Source organism: Alphaproteobacteria bacterium GM7ARS4 (assembly GCA_014332745.1).
Classification (GTDB): domain Bacteria; phylum Pseudomonadota; class Alphaproteobacteria; order GM7ARS4; family GM7ARS4; genus GM7ARS4.
This window is the reverse complement of record JACONL010000002.1, coordinates 1-23242: the sequence shown is the minus strand read 5'-3', so window position 1 is coordinate 23242 and position 23242 is coordinate 1. Positions and strand designations below refer to the sequence as shown.

Genomic DNA, 23242 nt, shown 5'->3' with positions numbered 1-23242 from the left:
GTGAAGAATGGCCGTTCCTAAACGTAAGACGACAGTATCTAAACGCAACATGCGTCGCTCCCACGACTCACTCGTGCCACGTTTGAGCGTCGAATGTCCCCACTGTGGTGAGCTCAAAGCGCCTCACCATGTGTGTCCCCATTGTGGCTATTATCGAGGCCGTCAGGTTATCGTCAGACGCCAACGCGAACAAGAGACAGAAGGGAGCAACCTATCATAGGAGGGCAACCCCCATGGATGGGTGTGTTATCTCTATGGAACGTATGTGCGATTTTTCCTTAAGATTCGTCATAAGGGTCTTTGTGGGTGATAGAGTGCGATGCTCACGATAGCCCTTGATGCCATGGGGGGCGACAACGCCCCTGATATTGTGTTGGAGGGCGTCGCCACAGCGTTGAGTCGTTTGCCTGATGTATCTTTTTTGCTCTATGGCGACGAGAAGCGTCTGCGCGCGGTGTATGGAGGCGACATAGCAAAAGAGACGCGTCTTTCTATGGTCCATACGCCAGACGTGGTCTCTACCGAGGCTAAGCCTTCTGTGGCATTGCGTCAGGGGCGCAAGACATCGATGTATCAAGCCATTCAAGCTGTCAAACAAGGGAAAGCCAGTGGCGTTGTGTCGGCAGGAAATACGGGGGCGCTCATGGCGATGGGAAAAGTTGTCTTGCGTATGTTGCCAAATATCACCCGCCCTGCCATTATTGCTCTGATGCCGACCATGCGTGGCGAATCGCTCATGCTCGATTTAGGAGCAAATGTCCATTGCGATAGCGACAATTTGATACAATTTGCCTATATGGGTGATGTCTATGCGCGCCATATCCTAGGGTTAGAGACACCCGTTGTGGGGTTGCTCAATGTGGGCTCGGAAGAAACAAAGGGCCATGAAGAGCTACGTCAGGCGGCAGACATTTTGCGTCACAAAGAGAGCGGTATCCATTTTCATGGCTTTGTGGAAGGTGATGATATTAGTCGAGGGACCGTCCATGTCGTTGTCAGTGATGGTTTTAGCGGGAATGTCGCCTTGAAGACATTGGAGGGAGGCGCGTTGCTCTTTAAGAGCTATCTAGAAGGGATGTTACGTTCGTCCCTTATCTCGAGGATGGGATACTTTTTCATGATGCCGGCATTGAAACGTATGAAGAGACGTTTAGACCCTCGCTTGTATAATGGGGCGATGTTGGTAGGCTTGAATGGCGTTGTCGTCAAAAGCCATGGCGGCACGGATGGATTTGGCTTTGCCAATGCCATCGAGGTTGCCTGTGCTCTCTTGCGCGATAACTATAATGAAAAACTCAAATCTGCTCTGGATGCCCATAGCGCGAGCATTGAGTCGGCCCGTCACGGCGTTTCACAAGGTCATAAAGACAAGGATGGTGCGTGATGGTCGTCTCCAGTCGTATCATTGGGCATGGGCATTATCTCCCGCATAAGGTGCTGACAAATGATGATTTGTCGACCATGATGGACACATCCGATACGTGGATAAGGGGAAGGACGGGCATAGGACAGCGTCATATTGCCGATGACTCAGAGTCGACGTCGGACCTCGCCACCCATGCGGGACGCCATGCGTTGACATCGGCAGGGTTATCAGCAGAGATGTTGGATATGATCATTGTGGCGACGACGACACCAGATTATACGTTCCCATCGACGGCGTCGCGTGTGCAAGAGAAGTTAGGCGCTGGTGTGACGGGGGCCTTTGATGTGCAAGCGGTCTGTGCGGGATTTTTGCATGCGCTCACCATAGGCGATAGTTTGATAAAGGCTGGTGTATGTCGCACATGTTTAGTCATTGGCGCTGAGATATGTAGCAGGATTATTGATTGGAGTGATCGTTCCACATGTGTTTTATTTGGGGATGGGGCGGGGGCGATCATCTTGGAAGCCTATGAACGTGATGAAGAAGAGGACAAGAGTTCTATGGTGATAGGCTCTGTCTTGCGCGCCGATGGGCGGGACAGGGCGTCCTTACACATGGATGGAGGCGTGTCCTCGACGCGCACCATTGGTTTGGTGCGTATGGATGGTCGTGATGTGTTCAAGAAGGCGGTGGAGCGTTTGGCGGATGTCTCGCTGGAGGCTCTCTCGACGTGCCATATGGCGATGGAGCAGGTGGATTGGCTCATTCCCCATCAGGCCAATATGCGTATCGTCCAAGCATTAGGGAAGCGTTTGCGTATTGGTCAAGAGAAACTTGCTGTCACCATCGAGCGCCATGGCAACACGTCAGCGGCGTCCATTCCTCTCGTCATGAGCACATATATAGAGGATGGTAGGATACAACGGGGGCAGACTTTGCTGATTCAAGCCATCGGTGGAGGGCTCACATGGGGGGCGAGTCTCTTGCGTTTCTGATGTCTCAACCGCCCCCACACAAAGGATATAAGGAAGGTGAAGGGGGACGTCACCCTTATGGGATGGGGAAGGATGATGACCCCTATGCGCTCTTTCGTTCGTGGTATGAAGAATGGTGTCATGTCTGTCGAGATGATGGACAAGAGGAGAATCTATGCGGGTTGGGGACGGTGGATAGGCGAGGACTTCCTCAAGTGAGGATGGTGCTTCTTAAGGGATATGGCGTTCATGGCTTCGATATTTATACGGATGGGATGAGCGAAAAGAGCATGGCGCTACGCCACCATGGGCATGGCGCCTTATGTTTTTACTGGCAGGCGCATGGGCGTCAGGTACGTGTAGAAGGTTCAGTCTCCCTTGTGCCATCGAAAGAGGCGGATGACTATTTTGCATCGCGCCCTCGGGCCAGCCAGATAGGGGCGTGGAGTTCCCTGCAATCGCGTCCTCTCGATAACGAGTCCTCTTTACGACAACGTGTCCATCACTATGAACGGCATTTTACGGGACAAAATGTGACCCGTCCCCCTTATCATGTCTCTATGGGTTGTGGGGGGTGGATAGGGTGGCGTCTCACGCCCTTGACCATAGAATTTTGGCGACAAGGAGAGGCGCGCCTTCATGAGCGTTGCCTCTATATCCGTCCCACCCCCCATCACCCGTGGCATCACCAATTCCTCTATCCCTAAGACCCTCTCCGCCCCATGACTATTCCTTTGACGAGCGACCATGCCCCCGATACGACTCTGTCGGTGAAACAAGCCTTTGGTATCGAGAGTAACCTGACATGCCCATGCTTTTCGAAACCCCACGAGCATAGTCCTGAGATTGATGAACGTTATTGCTTTGACGAATTGACGACATTAGCGATTTTAGCGGGATTTATGCATAATCAGCGCGTCATGATACAGGGCTTTCATGGCACTGGCAAATCGAGCCACATCGAACAGGTGGCAGCGCGCCTTCGATGGCCTTGTGTGCGCGTGAATTTGGATAGCCATATTAGCCGTATCGATTTGATAGGCAAAGATGGTATCGTCTTGCGTGATGGCAAGCAAGTGACAGAGTTTCAGCCGGGGATTTTGACATGGGCGTTACAACACCCCGTGGCGTTGGTGTTCGATGAATATGATGCGGGACGCTCCGATGTCATGTTTGTCATTCAACGGGTGTTAGAAAGCGATGGACGCCTGACCTTACTGGACCAAAATCGTGTCATCACACCGCATCGATTTTTTCGCCTCTTTGCCACCGCCAATACCATAGGGCTTGGCGACTCTACAGGGCTCTACCATGGGACTCAACAAATCAATCAAGGACAAATGGATAGGTGGCATATTGTCTGTCTCTTGAATTATCTGTCTATAGAGCAAGAGCTCAAGATTTTACTGGCGAAAGCGCCTCATTACGAGACAGAAAAAGGCAGAGCATTGTTGCGTTCCATGATAGAGATGGCACATCTTACCCGTGAGGGATTTCGCGCTGGTGATTTATCGACGCTCATGTCGCCGCGCACGCTTATTACATGGTTGAGCAATATAGAGATTTTCTCCGATAAGGACATGGCCTTTCGTTTGAGTTTCTTCAATCGCTGTGATGAAGAAGAACGAGTCCTTGTTGCCGAGTATTATCAACGATGCTTCGATAGCGAACTCCTTGCCCCCATGACGCCATCGACAGCAGAAGAACGACATGAGACCATCACAAAGAGCGCAAAAACGTCTCCCCCACGCAAAAAACGTGGCACACCATCCACACCATCATAGAGTGTGAGGGGGCGAGGGGCGACTCTTATGACAAAAGAGGGTATAAAAGCCTTTACATGGGAGGGGAGGGCGCTTATCGTCTCTATAGTCCCATCGTCCAGAGCATGTGATGACACTGAAAGACCCCGACTCCATCGAATTGATGTTGGCAGCGACCATGCGCGCTGTAGGCAGGCCCCATGCGCACAAGGGCGTCTATGCCTCCCAGACCGCCAAAGCGCCATGGCATGTCCATGTCTCCCTCTTAGGGCAGACAGAAAGGCCGCTCCTCCCCCACCATATCGACCATGCGACGGACTCCGACCATGCCTCCTTCACCCTCCATTACAGCCATGACACCGCCCCTATGGCGTTACGGGGACAAGGCGACTATTACGCCCTCGTCCATAAGTGGCACGACCACGCCCTCCACCAACGCCATCGCCCAGAACAAGAGGAACAGGCAAGCCTCTTCGATAGGCTCGAGCAAGAACGTATCATCCTCCAAGGGCGTCGCCACCTCCATGGTGTCGGCGTCAATATCGATAGTCTCTCATACCCGCCCTCACACATGCAAGGCGCGCTGCCGCCAGACCTCCAGCATATGCTCGGGAGCGTCCTCCGCCTCCATGCCGCCAGCCTCAACGCGCAGACACGCCAGCTATGCGAAGCAATGCGCGCCCTCGCCCAACAATCCCTCCCAGAAGATGTCTACCAACAGCTCATCGCCCTCCCACGCTATCAAGGCCATCAAGAGCGCTATGCCCATAGTGCCCTCGCCCTCATCCATGCGCTCCTCAAAGACACACCTCAAGACCAGCAAGAGCATGCACCAGAGCATCACGATTCATCCCAAGAGACACCACCCGACATCCAAAACGAACAGATAAGGACGCCGCCACCCGCCCATAGCGACAGCCATCAGCCTCAGCCGAGCCCTGACGACACGCCCCCCATCCCCCATGACACCCCCGAACAAGGGGATGATGTCGACGAGGACACGAAGGACACAACCCATGGCCAACAGACACCCCGCACACCCCCCACCGACCGCCTTGAGCCTCCCTACCGCATCTTCACCCACGCCTTCGATGAAGTCATTGACGCCCAGCGGCTCTGCGCACCCACAGAACTGACTGAGCTACGCGTGCTCTTGGATAAACGAGGCAAAGGCTCAGACCATCTTATTATCCGCCTTGCCAAACTCTTACAACGGAGACTCATGGCAAAGCAAAAGCGCTGGTGGGAATTCGACCGCGACGAGGGACTCCTCGATGCCAGCCATCTCGCACGCTTAGTCGCTACCCCCCACCATACAACCCTATGGAAAGAAGAGCGCGCGCACCCTTTTAAAAACACCGTTGTGACACTCCTTATTGACAATTCAGGCTCTATGCGCGGACGACCCATCACCGTCGCCGCCCTCTGTGCCGACATTCTCGCACGGACTCTCGAACGATGTGCCATTAAAGTCGAAATTCTAGGCTTCACGACCGTGACATGGAAAGGCGGAAAAACGCGGGAAGAGTGGATTCGCCAACAAAGTCCCGAAAACCCGGGACGACTCAACCAACTCCGCCATATTATCTATAAGCATGCTGATACGCCATGGCGAAGGGCACGCACCCACCTGGGCCTTATGCTCCGCGATGGCCTCCTCAAAGAAAATATCGATGGCGAGGCGCTCCTGTGGGCACATCAACGACTCAAAAAACGCCATGAAGAAAGACGTATCCTCATCGTTATCTCTGATGGCGCGCCTGTGGATGACTCGACATGTTCCGCCAATCACACGCACATCCTAGAACAGCACCTCACCCATGTCGTCCGCTGGATAGAGACATCATCACCCGTTGAGCTCCTCGCCATCGGCATAGGATACGATGTCTCACGCTATTACACCCATAATATCACCATCGATAATGTGGACTCCCTCGCCCCCGTCCTCACCCAAGAGCTCGCCCACTTGTTCGATATCTCCCCCCATAAGCGACAGCGCACAGAGAGTCCTTCCTCGAGACGCCCATCAACAGGCATGGCGTCCTATTGACGTTGCCCTCGTCACGATTCTCCCCACGAGGATTCAGCGCGCCATGCCGTTTTTCTCTCGCAAAAGGTGATAAATTGCCTTGTCTCGTTGGTCGCCAGCATAGATAAGCACATCACGCCCGGTATAATCGGCAATGGATATGTCCGCCCCCTTCGCCAACAAGAGCTCCACCATCGCCATATCACCTCGCTCCACCGCCTTCATCAAAGGCGTCACGCCATAGCGATCCTGCCCATCAATATCCGCCCCCGACTCCAACAACATGGCCACCATGACGGACTCGCCATCGCGCACCGCATGCATCAAAGGCGTATCGCCGGTAGGACCCGCATAATCAACATCGACGTCATTCTCCAAAATATAGGAAAGCATATCATAATTCTTCAGGCGCACCGCATATAATAAAGGCGTCATGCCCGCCTTGTCAGGACGATTCAAGGACCGACCACCCTCGACAAAGCGAATAATATCTTGCGTCTTGCCCGCACGCACCATATTCCAAAATTGTAAATCCTCAAAGCGCTCACCGCCACCAGCCTCGCCCATCCCAAGCAACAGACACGTCAACAGGGATAGCCCTCCTAACGCCATCTTCTGTATAAAGAGACCATGAAGACAAGACAAGAGTCTCCTCAGACATGTCATCACACACACGAGCCCATTCCTCATGTCATCGACCTCCATCACTGATGCCCTCAATGCTCTCCCTGTGCCCTTTGTTCCTTTTCACAAAGGCGATGTGTGGATTGCTGGTGCGGGACCGGGCGCCCCCCACCTTCTCACCCTCGAAACGCTCTACGCCATCCAGCATGCCGATGTGATGTTCCATGATGCCCTCATCACCAACGACATCCTCGCCCTTGTGCCACAAAAGACACGCGTCATTCTAACGGGTAAACGCTACAGATGTAAAGACTCTTGTGACCAAGTCGATATCCACCAACAGATGATCGAGGCAGCGCAGAAGAACAAACGCGTCCTACGTCTGAAGGGAGGCGACCCCCTCTTATTTGCGCGTGGCGGTGAGGAAGCCATCGCCCTCGCCCGCGCAAAAATACGTATCCGTATCCTCCCAGGCATCAGCGCCGCTTTCGCTGCCTGTGCCAACGCCGCCATCCCCCTCACACATCGCGACCATCATAGCGCCATCACCTTTGCCACAGCGACCCTCCAACAAGATAAGACAGCGCCCATGAGCCATATCCTCGAGAAGACACCGCTTATCCTCTATATGGTTATGCACCAACTGCGCGCCATCGCCCAACAACTGATAGACATGGGATATTCACCCCAAGACCATGTCGCTATTATCGAGAACGCATCGCGCGCCAACGAAAAAATCACAGAGACAAGACTCCAGCAGTGTCTCACCATAGACCCAAGCCTGTATGACACACCGGCCCTCGTCATCATTGGGTCGATAATTCGCTTGCGTTCCATCATCAAGGATTATATGAAGAGAGAGTCGACTCATCGTTAGCCCTACAAACATCTATAGAGTACCATGTCCCTATTATCCCGTAAGATGCTCCACGCTCTCACCCTTGGGCTCGCTGTGGCCTTCGTCTTTGGCACAGGCTTGCTCTTGTTCATGTCAAACACAGAAGGAGACATGAAACACATGGGGGCGCACATGGGACAAGGCCATAGCGCCATCGGACAAGGACAATTCTCCCTTATAGACCATCATGGCACACGCCACACCTTCGACGACAAAGGCGCACGCTATAAACTCGTCTTTTTTGGCTTCACCCATTGTCCCGATGTCTGCCCCATCGCCCTCTCCTCCATGACGGCCATGCTTGAGAAGATTCCCGCCACCACAAGGGAAAAAATCCTTCCACTCTTCATCACCGTAGACCCCCAGCGGGATACGCCATCGCGCCTCAAGGAATATCGCAAAGCCTTCGCCCCAGACATCCTCATGCTGACAGGAAGCCATGAAGAGCTAGACCACGTCTACGAGATTTTTAAGGTGTATGTGGATAATCCCGCCGATAACACGAAGGAGACACAGCACCATCATCACCAAAAACAGGAAAGCCACACACACGACAGTCACGCACACCACGCCATGCAAGGCTATGGCGTGAATCACAGCAGTTTTATCTATCTCCAAGCGCCAGACAACAGGCTCATAACCTATTTTTCCCATGACGACTCGGTGCAGACACTCATCGAGACTGTCATGCGCACCATCGACTCCTAAAGGCCGAGCCTATCCATCAGCGCATCGATTGTCTGCTCCTTAGGAGGATGGGACATGGGCTCATTCGATGGCGGCTCATCCGATGGCAACCGCTCTAGTGCGGGTGTTCTTGGCGTGTGGACTCCAAACGTTTTATGGGGAGGAAAGCCATCATGGGCATGGGTCATAATATCACGCCATAATTGGGCAGGCAGGCTTCCCCCCGTGACTCTGTCCATGGGCTCTTCCTTGTCATTCCCCATCCATATACCGCCCACGTAATCTTTTGTATAACCGATAAACCAAGCATCGCGAAAAGCTTGGCTTGTTCCTGTTTTTCCCGCCACCGCCCTCCCCATCTGCGCATGCGTGCCACTTCCCTCCTGAACGCTATAGGCTAAGAGGGCGTTCATGGACTCAACATCCTTATCATTGAGGACATCATGTCTGTCGGCGATGTCATGCTGATAATAGACTTTGTTCCTCGTACGGGAACGGATAAGGGTGATTCCCCATGGCTGGACATAGGCGCCGCCATGGGCTAATGTGGCATAAGCGGATGTCAATTCTAACAAACTGACGCCAGCTGTGCCTAAGGCGATGGACGGATGTTCCTGTATCGGGGATGTGATACCCAATCGCCGCGCCATAGCGATGACGTTCTCTCTTCCCACATATTCGCTCACACGCACCGCCACCGTATTCAGTGAATGGGCGAGAGCATAGCGCACAGAAACCTCTCCATGGTACGTATCCTTGAAATTCTTTGGTATCCATCCGCCAAGGTCAAAGAGCGCATCAAGGACTTTTGTATCGCCTCCCATCCCCGCCTCTAATCCCGCTAAATACACGAAGAGTTTAAAGGCAGAGCCGGGCTGACGAAAGGCTTGATAGACACGATTAAACTTGCTCTTTTGGTAGTTAGCGCCTCCTATCATCATTCTCACAGCGCCATTCGGGCTCATCACAAGGGCGGATGTTTGTTCGATATGTTTTTTTTCTCCATGCCGATGGAGCATGCGCGCCACCGCATGAGACGCCTTATCCTGTATGGCGCTATCAAGGGTCGTGTGAATGATAATGTCTTCTTCAACCTCACCCACCATGTCGGCTATATGGGTGTTCATAAGCCAATCAATAAAGTAATGCACATGGTCTTTTGTCATCACTTGAGGCTTTGGGGGATAACGAGTCGATGCGAGCTGCTCTGCTGTCTCATGGTCGATGCGTCCATCATCAACCATATTGCGTAATACCTGACGGGTGCGCCCATGGGCGCGCTCTGGGTCATTGGCGGGAGAATATCTGGAGGGCGCTCGCAACAAGCCCGCCATCAGAGCCGATTCATAGAGGTCAAGGTGAGCAACAGGCTTATCAAAATACAACAAAGACGCTGCTCCCACGCCCCATATGCCATTGCCCATATAAGCCCTATTGAGATAAATGGTGAAAATCTCTTGTTTGCTGTATTTCAGTTCGAGAAGGAGAGCAAGAAGCCATTCTTGCACCTTACGCCTGACATCGCGTTCTGGCGACAAGAACATATTTTTTGCCAATTGTTGGGTGATGGTGCTTCCCCCTTCGACGATCGCCCCTGCCCGTATATTTGCCCATAAGGCGCGCACGATACCCCGCCAATCCCATCCCGGATGCTGAAAAAAGCGCCTATCCTCTGTGGCCAGCACGGCATCAATAAGGGATTGTGGCAAATCCTGCCAGCGCACGGGATGACTATAGAATTCACCTCCCCTCACCGCTAAGGGTTTGCCTTGCGCATCCAAGAATAATAAAGAAGGGTTCTCTTCCTGCGTGGTATCCCCCATGTCGGACATAGCTGGAAGATCATAGGCATAATAGACAAACGCCCCCATCCCCAACAACAAAACAAAAGGTGTCGCGCGTATCGCCCATTTTAAGAAGAAAACCATGGCCGGTGATACACTCTGTGCGCCTACACATCTAAATTTGAGACTCGTAAAGCGCCCTCCTCGATAAAGCGCCGCCTCGGCGCGACCGCATTGCCCATGAGGGTAGAGAAGATCTTGTCGGCTTCCTCACCATGCTCTGCGCGCACTTTCTTTAAGACTCGCGCCTCTGGGTCAAGGGTCGTCTCCCATAATTGCTCTGGATTCATCTCTCCCAAGCCTTTGTAACGTTGCACCGCCAAGCCTTTAGTCGCCTTCTCCATGACAATATCCATCAAGGCACAAGGAGAGGGAGCGGACATAGTCGCGCCCTCTATCTCTATCTGCCATGGCTCGTCAGCAACAGAGCGCATGGCTGTGACACCCGCTTGGTCATCAGGCGACACAACCTCGTCTATGTAGGACAGAATATCTGGTGCCACAGAAAAGACTTCTGGCACGCCGCGTATGACGCGACTGAGCTGAAAGCCCTTGTTCGTTGGGTTGATAACCTTGAAATCAGCGCCTGTGTCTTCGCCTGTGCCATAAGACTGCCTCTCCTTCATACGTTGTGCCAAGCGTTCTCCAGACGCTTTCGCGTTGGACGTCGAACGGAATGTCTCCTCCGTGAGAATCCCTAACAGCACGGCTTGTTCAACCATGTCACGACTGCCAATGGGACGTGCCACCTTCTCAACATAATGTCGAAAGGCGCGACATCGTGCCAAGACATCACGTAGCTCTTTCCCTGAGATACTCCCTATTTTTTTGCCATGCAAAACAGATTTATCGGCAATGGCATCGATGAGATAGTCATCCAAACGGCGTTCATCTGTGATATAAACGGACGCCCGCCCCTTAGACACACGATAGAGGGGAGGCTGGGCAATATAGAGATGCCCCTCCTTGATAAGCTTAGGCAAATGCCTGTAAAAGAACGTGAGGAGCAATGTCCGTATATGACTTCCATCCACATCGGCATCGGTCATAATGACAATTTTATGATAGCGTATTTTCTCGATGTTAAAATCACCAGAGCCGATACCGCACCCGACAGCTGTGATGATGGCGGCGATTTCGCTCGATGCGAGAATTTTGTCGAATCGTGAGCGTTCCACATTGAGTATTTTTCCTCGTATGGGGAGAATGGCTTGGTTGCGTCTGTTGCGTCCTTGCTTGGCAGAGCCGCCAGCGGAGTCGCCCTCGACGATGAAGAGTTCGCTCAGCGAGGGGTCGCGCTCTTGGCAGTCCGCCAATTTTCCGGGGAGAGATGATATATCGATAGCCGTTTTGCGTCTTGTGAGTTCTCTTGCCCGCCTTGCGGCGTCGCGTGCGCGCGCTGCCTCGATGGTTTTCGCCACGATTCTGCGCGCGGCGGTTCTATGCTCATTCAGCCAATGGGTGAGCTGTTCCGCCACGACAGACTCAACAATGGGACGCACCTCTGACGAGACGAGTTTCTCTTTCGTTTGGGAGGAGAATTTTGGGTCGACCAGCTTGACCGAGATAACAGATGTCAGCCCTTCTCTGACATCGTCCCCACTCAAGGCGAGTTTCTCTTTTTTAAGCAAGCCATGCTCACTGACATAGCCATTGACAACGCGGGTGAGAGCACCTCGAAGGCCTGCCATGTGCGTTCCTCCGTCCCGTTGCGGGATATTATTGGTAAAGCATAGGCTATTCTCATGGAAACTATCGGTCCACTGCCCCGCCCATTCTATCTGGACGCCGTCGCGCGTGCTCTTTCCATATAAGATCTCATCATGGAGAGGCGTTTTATTGCGGTCGAGATAGGCGACATAGGCCTTGAGCCCCCCCTCATAATGAAGGACGTCCTTTTTCTCTTTTCCTTGCCGCCTATCAATGAATGTGATGGTCACACCAGCATTGAGAAACGCCAATTCCCGTAGCCTGTGAAGAATCTCCTTATCATCAAAACGCAATGTAGAGAACACAGCATCATCTGGCAGGAAACAGACTCTCGTTCCCCTCTTATCGCCAGCATCGCCGGTCTCTGTCAGAGCCTTATGGGTTGTGCCTCGTGCGAACGATGCCTCATATGTTTTGCCATCACGCCATATGGTGAGGTCTAGGCGTCGGGATAAGGCATTGACGACAGAAACACCAACGCCATGTAATCCCCCCGACACTTTATAGCTGTTTTGGTCGAATTTTCCGCCCGCATGAAGTTGCGTCATGATGACTTCGGCAGCGGAAATCCCCTCTTCCTCATGGATGTCGACGGGGATACCGCGTCCGTTATCTTCCACAGAAACAGCGCCATCATGGGATAGGGTGATAGTGACGTTGTCGCAATGCCCGGCTAACGCCTCGTCAATGGCGTTGTCGACGACTTCATAAATCATATGGTGCAAGCCTGAGCCATCATCAGTATCACCAATATACATGCCGGGACGGCGACGCACCGCCTCTAACCCACGTAAGACTTTTATGGATTGGGCGTCATAGTTGTCGAGGACGCTCGCTTGCTTGACGTGAGGGACGGAATTGCTCGGCACCATAAGGGGGACAATCTGCGACTGATAATTAATGGCTGTATAGACGTGTGTAAGAACAACAGGTTTCTGTTCCCTCTCTTATAAGGCACTCTGTGCCATGCGTCTATGTCTCTCTCCCGTAAAAAATCCTTCTGTCATGGGTATCAATGTCCTATAGAGTAAGAGTTCATAGGCGCGGGTGGCACATGTGGCGGGGATGGCACAGGCGGGGGAAAGAGGAGAGGATGGGTGGCAGAGTGGTCGAATGCACTGGTCTTGAAAACCAGCAAGGGTGCAAGCCCTTCGTGGGTTCGAATCCCACCCCATCCGCCACACATGCGCGCTCCATAACATCACGCCATGTTATGGGCGATGTTTCTCCGCACGCATCTGGACAAGCAGGCGATATTGGGGAGCGATGATGCCTTGATTGGCAAGTCTGTCTTGTATCATCTCGTGATAATCCTTGTGGATTTCACAAGAAAGGAAAAGACGCCGCAATTCCTGAATGCGCACGACCTCAGAACCAGAGCCACCAAACAACACAAAGACGCTATCACCCTCTTTTGTGCTTGCCTTCACCAAGAGCTCCACCAAACCCAACGGAATTTGACATGCATGAATTGTCTTGTCCTTCGAAACATTCTTCACCAAATGATGAAACACCCATGAATAGGGCATTGCTCCCTTATGACCAGCGGCTATACGTGCCTTGATCCGTCTATCTGTGGGATTCTTATAGGGCATAGCGACGTGCTCCTTATAAAACCGATTCTTGCTCGATTTACGGGCGTGCAAGATGGAACGGTGCGCCGTCGTGAAACGTCTGGGAGAATGCCCCACATTCGTATGATAAACCCACACATAATCTTGGACATCATAGGCGATCTTGTCTAAATGGCACACACGCAAATAGGCATTCTGCTTGGGATAATTCAAAAAAAAGGCATTGCCGTCCTTCTTCAGCACCCGCATAGACTCCGATGCAAGCTTCCCATACCATGCCATATAAGACTCCCAACAACGTTTGTAAGAACGCCCACGATAATTAACCCCCACATTATAATCGGGGTCGCCATAGACCATATCCACACACTCATCGGGAAGGCGACGCAATGTCTCCATAACATCCCCATGAATGACCTTGTTTCTATAGGATACGGGAAATGCCATGATGTGACCAAACCTCTATCGCCCATGCACGAGCTGATACTCTGCCTTCTTAAGAAGGCGTATCGACCCTATACGCTCGTCATCCCTAAAATCATAAAGATATAAACGCACCATCTTTTTATCCTTGCTCCCCAACAGGTAACAACAATTGATAGCCTTAATCCGCTCATCATTCTTCTGTATGCCTCTATAGTAAAGATAGGGATGAAACAATTGATATAGAGAAAAATTATCACCGAATCCATTTTTTGCCTCTAAAACGGTGACAACGCCATCATGTTCATAAGTGGCGTCAATTTCCACCTGCACCCTTTTTCCTTCAATGGGCAGATCACCCTTCACATAATAACGCACGTCCATCTTTGTCCTATGGGCATTATAGCTGAGAGGAGATGCGCTCGTATCATTATAGAGAAAATCGTAGGTGACGCGTTGATTGAAACACATTGAAATCATGTTGCTCTCGCTGTCATTGACGTGATTGAGGATACTGGGTCTATAAGCCCACTTTTTGCGCTCATGGGGTGCTATGCCCTCGAAGGAATGATACCATACATCGACACCTTTGATGAATTGATGGTAACCACCCCCCACATGGGCAAGAACATAATCACGCTCCATGAGCGTGTCGGGAAGAAGTTCTCGCCTATCTATCTTCACCGCATCAAAGTGATTCTTAAAGCCTTTCTCCTTAGCAATACGATTCACGACATCATTACCGAACGTCATATCTCCTTGCTCCAAGCAATGTTGAAAAAGTGCCTCCAACACTTGTTTTTTCTTCGATAGTCCCTCTTTACGTCTTGTCATCCTATCATCCCACATAGATTATACGCCGTATAGCATATCATACCCTTCTGTTAGGAGTATGGTACTCTTTGTCCCTACCCTGTCGGCTAGGATGGCTTGCAAAGGATGGGGAATGGCCTTATGCTGGTGAGCGTTCCTATCCGTTCTCTCTTATCTCGCCTGTCCCATGGACCGCTTTATCCTCGTCATCGCCCTTATGCTCGTGCTTGCTGTGCCCCCTGCTGTAGCCCATGTCGCACAAGCACAGGAAAAACCAAAACTCGCCGTCTTTAAGTGTGAGCTCTTCGATACATCAGGCGGGCAACTCCCCGATATTCTGCACGCGCAAACAAAACGCCTTGACCTTATCACCGATATTATTATCGAGGATATTAAAAGACGCCACGTCTATGACCTCGTTGATACATCACGCGCCAATGAATTGGACTCTCCCCACGCACGATTCGCCGCCGAAGGCTTGTTCCGCGAATGCCCAGGGTGTGAAGCTGAAGTCGCCCTCCAGCTTGGCGCCGATGTCTCTATGGGATGTCTTATCCAAAAAGTCAGTAACCTTATCCTCAATATCAATTTCTATCTGAGAGATACCCATAGCGGACAACTCACAGGACAATACAGCGCCGCTATCCGAGGGAATACAGACCAAACATGGACACGAAGCGCCCTGTGGCTCCTCAAAAATCGCGTCTTCGAAGACCCCAAGCTCAAAGAAGAACGCGAAAAACGCATACGCGGCGAAATGCCCTAGGAGCCACGCTCAGCCCCACCCTCAAGGCTGACACCCGACCGATTATTTATCATCACCAACGCCCCAGAGCCATGCAACATATCAAGACGCGCCAACTCTCTGTCAAGAGACGCCTTGCGTTGCGCTAACAACGAACGATAGGCACATACCCCTTCTGTCGTTATCCGCCATATATCCCCCGTCTCCCGCCCGATACAATCCCATCCCGCATGCCGTTCCCGAGCAAAGAGCTCTAAACGCTTGTGACGGGGAAACATACCCTCAATACGGCGGCGTACCTCGTCAGGCTTGGTCGAGTGCGCACGGCGTCTTTCCCTCACCATCTGCTTCATATTCCGCGCCCCACGAGGCATAGGAATACGCCCACGCTTCATCACTAAACATAACTCACATTGCGATAACGTATAAAAGCCCGGATTCGTCTTCTCCTTATCCCAAACAAACGCCACCGTCGCCCAAGAAAAACCCCAATTCTTCCCTAAATCAATGGCTTGGTCTAAATGGGGACTCGTCGCCCATAAAAATAACAAACAATCATCTGCCGCATACCGCCCAATGTCTAAACACGCCATCTCTTGTGCCGTCATGGTGGGGTAATGCCTTAACGCACCCCCCGTATCACGCCCACCCGCACCATTATGCTGTAACTGCCCCTTATAGTCCCAAGGGGGATCCGCATAAATAATAGAATAGCGTCCGGCCATCATCGCACACATGAAGGATTGTCATCCATGACACATGACGTGGCATACTGACATACGCTCTCCAATCTCGGAGGAAGAAAAAATGAGCGCGCCCCTTATACGTGCCACATCACATAGCACGCCACGGCCTGCCAATTGCCACGCCTGCCCAAAGCATCGCGCATCACATCAATTGGCTTCAACCACAGACACACCCTCGATATCCACTTCATCGCCCCGAGGAGGCGGGCCTAAGGCATTCAATATCTTTGTCTCTTCTTCCGTAAAGACACGAGAGCGAGTCAAAAAACGATAGCCTTCTGGAGACTCCAAAGAAAAACCGCCCCCGCGCCCTTCCACCGCATCGATCGTCAAATGGGTATGCGCCCAATACTCAAACTGGTCAGCAGCGATATAGACAGGACAATCGGCTATCATGCCTAAAAAGACATCCTGATGACTCACCATGAACTCATCGCGCGGATAACACATAGGCGACGAGCCATCACAACACCCACCCGATTGGTGAAACATCAACGGACCATGCATCTCGCGCAATATGTTGACCAAACGCTCCGCTTCCTCGCTTATCTCAACGCGACTCACCCTATTGCTCGATGTCCTGCCCCTCTCTGATACATTCCCAACCATAAGACGTCTCCTTCATCACGATACACCCTCACAGAATACCCTCCTACACCCCCACCGCCATGCCCCACATAGACCCTCACGACGGACGCCCCCCATACCCCCCTCCATAAGCCACATTGAGAACTAAAAGAATCCCAACGCATTGGGGCTGTAGCTCACCAGCATGTTCTTGGTTTGCTGATAATGCTCCAACATCACCTTGTGCGTCTCCCTGCCAATGCCGGATTTCTTGTAACCACCAAAGGTCGCATGGGCCGGATAGAGATGGTAGCAATTCGTCCATACACGCCCAGCCTTGATGTTGCGGCCAAAGTGGAAGGCGCGATTCATATCGCGACTCCACACGCCAGCACCCAAGCCATACAACGTGTCATTGGCAATGGCAAGAGCCTCCGCATCATCCTTAAAGGTCGTCACTGAGACAACAGGACCGAAAATCTCCTCCTGAAAGACTCTCATCTTGTTGTTGCCTTTAAAGACTGTCGGCTGAATGTAATAGCCAGAGGCAAGCTCGCCACCCAAAGTCGTAACATCACCACCAACAAGAACCTCCGCACCCTCCTTCTTGCCAATATCGAGGTAAGACTTAATCTTCTCGAATTGATCGTTAGAGGCCTGAGCACCCAACATCGTGTCATCGTTGAGCGGATTGTCCTGCTTGATCTGCTTGACACGGGCAATGGCCCTGTCCATGAACTTGTCATAGATAGACTCATGGACGAGCGCACGGGAAGGACATGTGCAGACTTCGCCTTGATTAAGAGCAAACATGGTAAAGCCTTCTAACGCCTTATCAAAAAAGGCATCATCCTCCGCCATGACATCGGCAAAGAAAATGTTAGGCGATTTGCCACCAAGCTCCAACGTCACGGGAATCAGATTCTTAGAGGCATATTGCATAATCAACTGACCCGTCGTCGTCTCACCCGTGAAAGCAACCTTCGCCACACGGTTACTGGACGCCAAGGGCTTGCCAGCTTCTGTGCCAAAACCATTGACCACATTGACAACACCCTCGGGAAGGAGGTCCGCTATCAGCTCCATCAACACCATGATACTCATCGGTGTTTGCTCGGCAGGCTTCAAGACAACACAATTCCCCGCAGCGAGCGCCGGCGCAAGCTTCCACGTCGCCATCAAGAGCGGAAAATTCCATGGAATGATCTGCCCACACACGCCCAAGGGCTCGTGATAATGGTAGGCGATGGTGTCCTTGTCTATCTCGGCAATGCTCCCTTCTTGAGCACGAATACATCCCGCAAAATAGCGATAATGGTCTATCGCTAAAGGCAAGTCGGCAAGGCGAGTCTCACGTATGGGCTTGCCATTGTCGCAACTCTCAACCAACGCCAATTGCTCGAGATTGTCCTCCATGCGCTGGGCTATCTTGTTCAAGATAGTCGAACGCTCTGTTATGCTGGTGCGCCCCCAAGCATCTGCCGCCTTATGTGCCGCATCCAATGCCACCTCAATGTCCTCAGACGTGGAGCGCGCAATCTCACACATCTTTTTGCCATTGATAGGACTTGGATTATCGAAATACTGACCCTTCTTTGGGGCTACCCACTTGCCACCAATGAAGTTGTCGTAGCGGTCCTTCACAGACAGGCTCTGTCCCGCCTGCTGTAACGCATCACTTAACTTCATAGGATTATCCTCCGCGTAAAGTTAAATCCTGAGAGCATGCTCAAAACACCACATGCATCCCCCCTTGCGTCCTTATACGGCTCTCTTGCGGCTTCTTTTCAACATCCTCTCACCTATATGCCCCTCGTCCACTATAGAGCTCAATGCTCTGGATTGCCAACTTTTTATGCATGGTCTATGCTTTTTATCGTCCTTTCGCCCTAAAAAATGCCTTGAACAGAGACCATGCCAAAGAGTTCGTCACGCCCACCATCTTTATGTCCCTCATCAACAATGTAATCCACGCCCATCATCACACGCATGGTCTCCGTCCAAAAGACGCCATAGGTCAAGCCGATATCCATGCGACGCCCTTGCGGTGTCATATTAAAACGTTGCTCGCCACCACCATAGGGTTGGTTCACATAACGTACGTTCAATGTGCCCTTCTCGACTCGCATAGGCTGGCCAATACGTAGGAAAATATGGTCATGCTCAGAGAACAGGCGACGGCGTAGAAGGCCCATATCAAAAGAGGATGTTACAACGTCTATCCCTTGGACCAATCCCTCTCCATCGGCGGCGTATTCTGTCCGTCCCACATAGGCACTTGCCAAGCCATACCATGCATCGCTCAAAGCGTGTTGTGCTTGCATGCCGACAAATGTCGTCATGCTCCCTTTATCGAGGGCAAACATGCCGTCACCAGAGGACGACAAAACGGCGTTATGTTCTCGTAAGAAGCCCGCATGCATCATCCATTGAGGCGAAAGAGCATATTCAACCATGCCTGCCACGGCCGTTTCACTTGGCGAGTCACCTTCCACAAAAGAGCCATCGTCGCGTAGGGCTGTGCCGTGACCGATGACAAACCCCAAGCGCTGTCCATTGTCTAAGACATAGTGCATCCCGCCCGCCATGCCACCGCTCGCAAGGCGAAGATAGGGCGCTTGAAAGGACGTATCGTCCGTCAGCATAGCATAGGCCGTTTGTGCTGTCCCGTCATCGAAACCCAACCCGATAGCATGCCCCATAGAGACTCCATACATGCTGTGGAATTGCACCTTGCCCTTCGTTCCATTGAAAGAAGGCGATAGTGTTGTGGCAAAACGTATTTGCTGGTCTTGCAATATGGTCTCTATGCCATATCGGTCGCCGGGTAAGGCGTAGGCAAAGGATGCTTTATGTCCCTTATGTTCCCAAACATGCTGTCTGTCAAGAGCATGACGTCCCGTACCATAGGTCATCATATGGAGACGCTCATGAAGATCAACACGTTCTGTCGACCGCGCACTGAGATGTGATAGGCGCATGCTCGCCCCATAGGGATTATGGGGATCGTTGGCGGCAAAAGGCCTATCCAACGCATCGAATAACGTCAAGCCCATCAGTTCGTTCTTCAACGCATCGCCAAACGCTCGGCTCAAGTGGATTTTTCCTAAACGCGCCAAGCCTTCAGCATGGATATGTCCATCTCCATCGATGACGGGGATATGCGCATCGGAACAGAGGTCGCCTTGACGTTTGCTCAAGATCAACCGCATGCCGTCATACCCACATGACTCTGCGCGCCCAACATACCCGTCAGCGCGTAGCACAGGCGACTCTGGTGGCGCGACACCCGCTGGCGTGGCAGAGACTCCCCACAAGGTAGCACCGCCATAGGAAGGCGCGGAGGCACTGAGCGTGACATCACTCTGTTGCCCACTGGCGACACATCGACCTTCATGAGCGACAACGACGCCTCCCTCTTGTGTGCACATCTCTGCGCTCTGACAGCCGACACCATCGCTTTGCAGTATCTGGAGATTGCGTCCATAGCAGACTGATGAGACATTGGGAAGGCATCGCCCTTGAACCCATGTTGTTCCTGTGTAACAATCTTCCGCCAAGGCAAAGGGAGAGCATTGTAAAGCTCCATCACTCCCTTTCAGGCTATATCCTTCGTCCGTGCACTGGCCCTCTGTCATGCACCCTGTCCCATCACGCTGGAGCACACCCCCAAGCATCTGACAGGTTGTGGCAGCTGTGATGACACATGCCCCTTGCTTGAAGGAAGCGCCCAGGCCTGCGCACTCTTGTTTGGTATTTTTGACACAAGAATCCTCAGCAATCTTGTGGCCCGCCAAGCGACAGGCTGCTGTTGTTTGACAGCCCATCTTATCGAGACGTAAGACGCCACCTTCGTTCTTGCATGCCTGTGCTGTCTTGAGGACACACCGCCCTTCGCGCAATAAACGCCCTTTGACGCTACAAGCAAGGATACTTGGCACAATGCACTGGATTGGTATATGGCGACCATTTGTTACCCTTGTTTTTAACACATAGCCCGCCAGTTTGCATGACTCTTGCGTTTGACATCCCGTGCCATCACTCTGGAGCACTTTACCGTCGACGACGACACAATCGACAAAGTTGGTTGTATTGGTCTTACATTTTAGCGTCGGCGCATTGAAACCCCTATCTCCCGTGCATCGTGTGGTGGATGGTGGCGAGAGACAAGAATTGACATTCTGACGTCCTTGAGACGTATCGACAGCGACTCTCTTGGTGACATATCCCCCATGGTAACACCGTGCGTGAGTCCAGCACCCCGTCTCATCGGGATTGAGCAGCTTCCCGCTAGCAGTACAGCGTACGGCGATCTCAGCAGGACGAGAGGCATAGGTACTCTTCGATGCCTTGATACAGACCCCGTGCTCTTGTGTGGCGAGGGTTTCCCCCGGACACAGGACGACACACATGCTGTTATGATGGAATCGTCCGACATTCTGGCAGTGCTCGGCAGAAGGCTTACTGATACACCGCCCCTTATCGAAGCCATGGCTGCTTTGGCAATCGCTAGCGTTTTGTGCCACGCATACATGCGCATCGACCTTGTAGCCTGCTTTCTCACACGCACTTTGTTTTATACAGCCGTCACCTACCTTATTCAAGACGCGTTGGCGAGGCGTGCAATGGGATGCTTGGGTGGGGGCGATACATCGACCCGCTGTAAAACCATCGTGCCCTGAGCAATCAGCTGCCACGTTGTCCACACAAGCGCCTTCATGCGCTTTGTAGCCATCGCCCACGCACGTCTCGTTGGTTTGGCAACCACTGCCTTGCCTGTTGAGAATAAAGCCGTTCCCCTTATTAACGCAGTCCTGAGCGACACGCGGTGCGACACATTTTCCCCTTCTCAAGCCCTCCATGGTCGCGCAATCTTGTCCCGTTTTTACGACACAGATCCCGTTTGTAATCTTGTAGCCCTCGTCAAGGCAATCGCTCTCGGTTTGACATCCGCTCCCTAACCTCGTGACGACAAAGCCCGGCTCGTGTTGGCAGTCAGCCGTCTTTTGTGGAACGATACATGTTCCCTTGTCTACATCAAAGCCCAAATTCCTATAACTCACACAATAGGACAGCGTTGCGCGCACACACGTGTATCCTTGTGGCCTATACCCTTTAGATTGACATTCTCTAGGCGTCTGACATTTGTTTCCTTCAATGCTCAAGACGAATTTTGCGCCTGTACCATCACCATATGCTTTACAATGGGCGACCTTGCTGGGCGTGATACATTTGCCATCATCAAAGCCTTGATGATGACGACAATCCCGAGGCTGTGATGCGACACATGCATTATCGACGACCTTATAGCCTTGCCCCTCACATGCGGTATTCGCCTCACAACCATCGCCCATCTTATTGAGCACCAGCCCTCGAGGCACACAATGACTCACTTGGCGTGCTATAATACACCTGCCATTGGTAAAACCTTGAGTTCCCGTACAATCACCAACAGCTTTTGCAACGCATACGTTATCGACGACCTTATAGCCTTGCCCCTCACATGCGGTATTCGCCTCACAACCATCGCCCATCTTATTAAGCACAAACCCTCGAGGCACACAATGACTCACTTGGCGCGCCATAATACACTTGCCATCAGCAAAGCCTTGAGTCCCCGTACAATCACCAGCAGCTTTTGCAACGCATGCATTGTCTGAGACCTTATAGCCTTGCCCCTCACATGCGGTATTCGCCTCACAACCATCGCTCATCTTATTGAGCACCAGCCCTCGAGGAACACAATGACTCGCTTGGCGCGCCATAATACACTTGCCATCGGCAAAACCTTGAGTCCCCGTGCAATCACCAGCAGCTTTTGCAACGCATGCATTGTCTAAGACCTTATAGCCTTGAGCCTTACATTCATCCCCTTTATCGCAACTCTTCCTGTCACGCGCCAAGACTTGATTAACAAGAATACAACGCCCCTTAAAAATATCGGCGCACACCTTGCTAGGAACGCTCTCTTCATCGTCAGCATGACAATTAACTTGGGGAAGAGAGGCAAGAACACATCTGCCCACATGGCCCTCTTTCCCCAATTGATGGCCAGCTCCTTCACAGACGGTGCTTAAGATACATCCGTTCCCCTCCACATTAAGAACAAGACCACGCGCAACGCAATGGGTTGCCGTGCTTGGCGCAATACAGCGCCCATTCTCAAAACCTTGCATGCCGACACAATCATGAGCCTCGCTCGCCACACACGCATGGGACGACACTTTACGTCCTTGCCCCTCACACGCACTCTGACGCTCACAGCCATCTTCCCCAATGTTATAGACATAGGTAGCGCCAGCACGATTAGCGCAATGGGAGGCGCTCGTAGGCGCAATACACCGCCCCATCGTAAAGCCTTGCGACCCCGTACAATTTGTTGCAAGGTTCGCAACGCACGCGCTCGCAACAATACGATAGCCTAACCCCTCACACGCACTCTGACGCTCACAGCCATCTTCCCCAATGTTATAGACATA

The 23242-nt window shown here is 52.1% G+C and carries 18 protein-coding genes and 1 tRNA gene; 10 read left to right on the top strand and 9 right to left on the bottom strand.

All coding sequences use genetic code 11. The features are described 5' to 3' along the window. Window positions 1–7 precede the first annotated feature (7 nt). From rpmF to GDA54_02735, 6 genes are all read left to right on the top strand, one after another. Complete coding sequence (rpmF, locus tag GDA54_02760) at window positions 8–220, top strand: 50S ribosomal protein L32 (GenBank protein MBC6497227.1); 213 nt, start codon at window positions 8–10, stop codon at window positions 218–220. A 99-nt stretch (window positions 221–319) separates the two neighbouring features. Next, complete coding sequence (plsX, locus tag GDA54_02755) at window positions 320–1384, top strand: phosphate acyltransferase PlsX (protein ID MBC6497226.1); 1065 nt, start codon at window positions 320–322, stop codon at window positions 1382–1384. Then, entirely contained in the window at window positions 1384–2361 is a 978-nt protein-coding gene (locus GDA54_02750) for a ketoacyl-ACP synthase III (GenBank protein MBC6497225.1), read from the top strand. Before plsX ends, GDA54_02750 begins: the two co-directional genes overlap by 1 nt. Next, a complete protein-coding gene (locus tag GDA54_02745) occupies window positions 2334–3047 on the top strand; it encodes a pyridoxal 5'-phosphate synthase (protein ID MBC6497224.1) in 714 nt (237 codons plus the stop codon). The genes GDA54_02750 and GDA54_02745 overlap by 28 nt, the downstream gene beginning before the upstream one ends. 15 nt (window positions 3048–3062) lie before the next feature. Further along, complete coding sequence (locus GDA54_02740; protein MBC6497223.1) at window positions 3063–4124, top strand: AAA family ATPase; 1062 nt, start codon at window positions 3063–3065, stop codon at window positions 4122–4124. Between the two features lie 106 nt (window positions 4125–4230). After that, the gene (locus tag GDA54_02735; GenBank protein ID MBC6497222.1) at window positions 4231–6153 is read left to right on the top strand and encodes a cobaltochelatase subunit CobT; all 1923 of its coding nucleotides are present in this window, start codon (window positions 4231–4233) and stop codon (window positions 6151–6153) included. Window positions 6154–6186: 33 nt separating this feature from the next. On the opposite strand, the gene GDA54_02730 is transcribed toward GDA54_02735, so the two are convergent. Continuing rightward, window positions 6187–6798: an ankyrin repeat domain-containing protein gene (locus tag GDA54_02730; protein ID MBC6497221.1), complete on the bottom strand. Its 612-nt coding sequence runs from the start codon at window positions 6796–6798 to the stop codon at window positions 6187–6189. 22 nt (window positions 6799–6820) lie between these two features. Here GDA54_02730 and cobA point away from each other — a divergent pair, with 22 nt between their 5' ends. Next, window positions 6821–7633 (top strand): uroporphyrinogen-III C-methyltransferase, encoded by an 813-nt coding sequence (gene cobA, locus GDA54_02725; protein ID MBC6497220.1) that lies wholly within the window; start codon window positions 6821–6823, stop codon window positions 7631–7633. A 24-nt stretch (window positions 7634–7657) separates the two neighbouring features. After that, window positions 7658–8362, top strand: a complete 705-nt coding sequence (locus tag GDA54_02720) for an SCO family protein (GenBank protein MBC6497219.1) — start codon at window positions 7658–7660, stop codon at window positions 8360–8362. Here the strand turns inward: GDA54_02720 and GDA54_02715 are convergent. Together GDA54_02715 and gyrB are read right to left on the bottom strand one after the other, a co-directional pair. Beyond that, entirely contained in the window at window positions 8359–10269 is a 1911-nt protein-coding gene (locus tag GDA54_02715) for a PBP1A family penicillin-binding protein (protein ID MBC6497218.1), read from the bottom strand. The genes GDA54_02720 and GDA54_02715 overlap by 4 nt on opposite strands. Window positions 10270–10292: 23 nt before the next feature. After that, window positions 10293–12767 carry a DNA topoisomerase (ATP-hydrolyzing) subunit B gene (gene gyrB / locus GDA54_02710; protein ID MBC6497217.1) on the bottom strand — a complete coding sequence of 825 codons (2475 nt, stop codon included), beginning with the start codon at window positions 12765–12767 and terminating at the stop codon, window positions 10293–10295. Between the two features lie 219 nt (window positions 12768–12986). Between gyrB and GDA54_02705 the strand changes: the two genes are divergently transcribed. Continuing rightward, window positions 12987–13076, top strand: a tRNA-Ser gene (locus tag GDA54_02705). Window positions 13077–13106: 30 nt separating this feature from the next. On the opposite strand, the gene GDA54_02700 is transcribed toward GDA54_02705, so the two are convergent. Beyond that, window positions 13107–13916, bottom strand: a complete 810-nt coding sequence (locus GDA54_02700; protein MBC6497216.1) for a site-specific DNA-methyltransferase — start codon at window positions 13914–13916, stop codon at window positions 13107–13109. A 15-nt stretch (window positions 13917–13931) separates the two neighbouring features. Further along, window positions 13932–14726, bottom strand: coding sequence for a hypothetical protein (locus tag GDA54_02695; protein ID MBC6497215.1), 795 nt, complete (start codon window positions 14724–14726; stop codon window positions 13932–13934). Window positions 14727–14892: 166 nt separating this feature from the next. On the opposite strand from GDA54_02695, the gene GDA54_02690 reads away from it, so the two are divergent. Further along, window positions 14893–15471 (top strand): DUF3280 domain-containing protein, encoded by a 579-nt coding sequence (locus GDA54_02690; protein ID MBC6497214.1) that lies wholly within the window; start codon window positions 14893–14895, stop codon window positions 15469–15471. Here GDA54_02690 and GDA54_02685 read toward each other — a convergent pair. From GDA54_02685 to GDA54_02670, 4 genes are all read right to left on the bottom strand, one after another. Further along, window positions 15468–16187: a transcriptional regulator gene (locus tag GDA54_02685; GenBank protein MBC6497213.1), complete on the bottom strand. Its 720-nt coding sequence runs from the start codon at window positions 16185–16187 to the stop codon at window positions 15468–15470. The two genes, GDA54_02690 and GDA54_02685, sit on opposite strands and share 4 nt — an antisense overlap. Window positions 16188–16343: 156 nt before the next feature. Then, window positions 16344–16805, bottom strand: coding sequence for a DUF779 domain-containing protein (locus tag GDA54_02680; GenBank protein ID MBC6497212.1), 462 nt, complete (start codon window positions 16803–16805; stop codon window positions 16344–16346). A gap of 123 nt (window positions 16806–16928) precedes the next feature. Next, the gene (locus GDA54_02675; protein MBC6497211.1) at window positions 16929–18452 is read right to left on the bottom strand and encodes an aldehyde dehydrogenase family protein; all 1524 of its coding nucleotides are present in this window, start codon (window positions 18450–18452) and stop codon (window positions 16929–16931) included. A 200-nt stretch (window positions 18453–18652) separates the two neighbouring features. Continuing rightward, on the bottom strand, window positions 18653–23242 hold a 4590-nt coding region (locus tag GDA54_02670; protein MBC6497210.1), incomplete at its 5' end, for a hypothetical protein.

Excerpts from the sequence above, each read along its gene's own strand:
- rpmF (MBC6497227.1), top strand. The coding sequence starts at position 8 with ATGGCCGTTCCTAAACGTAAGACGACAGTATCTAAACGCAACATGCGT.
- plsX (MBC6497226.1), top strand. The coding sequence starts at position 320 with ATGCTCACGATAGCCCTTGATGCCATGGGGGGCGACAACGCCCCTGAT.
- GDA54_02750 (MBC6497225.1), top strand. The coding sequence starts at position 1,384 with ATGGTCGTCTCCAGTCGTATCATTGGGCATGGGCATTATCTCCCGCAT.
- GDA54_02745 (MBC6497224.1), top strand. The coding sequence starts at position 2,334 with ATGGGGGGCGAGTCTCTTGCGTTTCTGATGTCTCAACCGCCCCCACAC.
- GDA54_02740 (MBC6497223.1), top strand. The coding sequence starts at position 3,063 with ATGACTATTCCTTTGACGAGCGACCATGCCCCCGATACGACTCTGTCG.
- GDA54_02730 (MBC6497221.1), bottom strand. The coding sequence starts at position 6,798 with ATGACATGTCTGAGGAGACTCTTGTCTTGTCTTCATGGTCTCTTTATA.
- cobA (MBC6497220.1), top strand. The coding sequence starts at position 6,821 with ATGTCATCGACCTCCATCACTGATGCCCTCAATGCTCTCCCTGTGCCC.
- GDA54_02720 (MBC6497219.1), top strand. The coding sequence starts at position 7,658 with ATGTCCCTATTATCCCGTAAGATGCTCCACGCTCTCACCCTTGGGCTC.
- GDA54_02715 (MBC6497218.1), bottom strand. The coding sequence starts at position 10,269 with ATGGTTTTCTTCTTAAAATGGGCGATACGCGCGACACCTTTTGTTTTG.
- gyrB (MBC6497217.1), bottom strand. The coding sequence starts at position 12,767 with ATGGTGCCGAGCAATTCCGTCCCTCACGTCAAGCAAGCGAGCGTCCTC.
- GDA54_02700 (MBC6497216.1), bottom strand. The coding sequence starts at position 13,916 with ATGGCATTTCCCGTATCCTATAGAAACAAGGTCATTCATGGGGATGTT.
- GDA54_02695 (MBC6497215.1), bottom strand. The coding sequence starts at position 14,726 with ATGACAAGACGTAAAGAGGGACTATCGAAGAAAAAACAAGTGTTGGAG.
- GDA54_02690 (MBC6497214.1), top strand. The coding sequence starts at position 14,893 with ATGGACCGCTTTATCCTCGTCATCGCCCTTATGCTCGTGCTTGCTGTG.
- GDA54_02685 (MBC6497213.1), bottom strand. The coding sequence starts at position 16,187 with ATGTGTGCGATGATGGCCGGACGCTATTCTATTATTTATGCGGATCCC.
- GDA54_02680 (MBC6497212.1), bottom strand. The coding sequence starts at position 16,805 with ATGGTTGGGAATGTATCAGAGAGGGGCAGGACATCGAGCAATAGGGTG.
- GDA54_02675 (MBC6497211.1), bottom strand. The coding sequence starts at position 18,452 with ATGAAGTTAAGTGATGCGTTACAGCAGGCGGGACAGAGCCTGTCTGTG.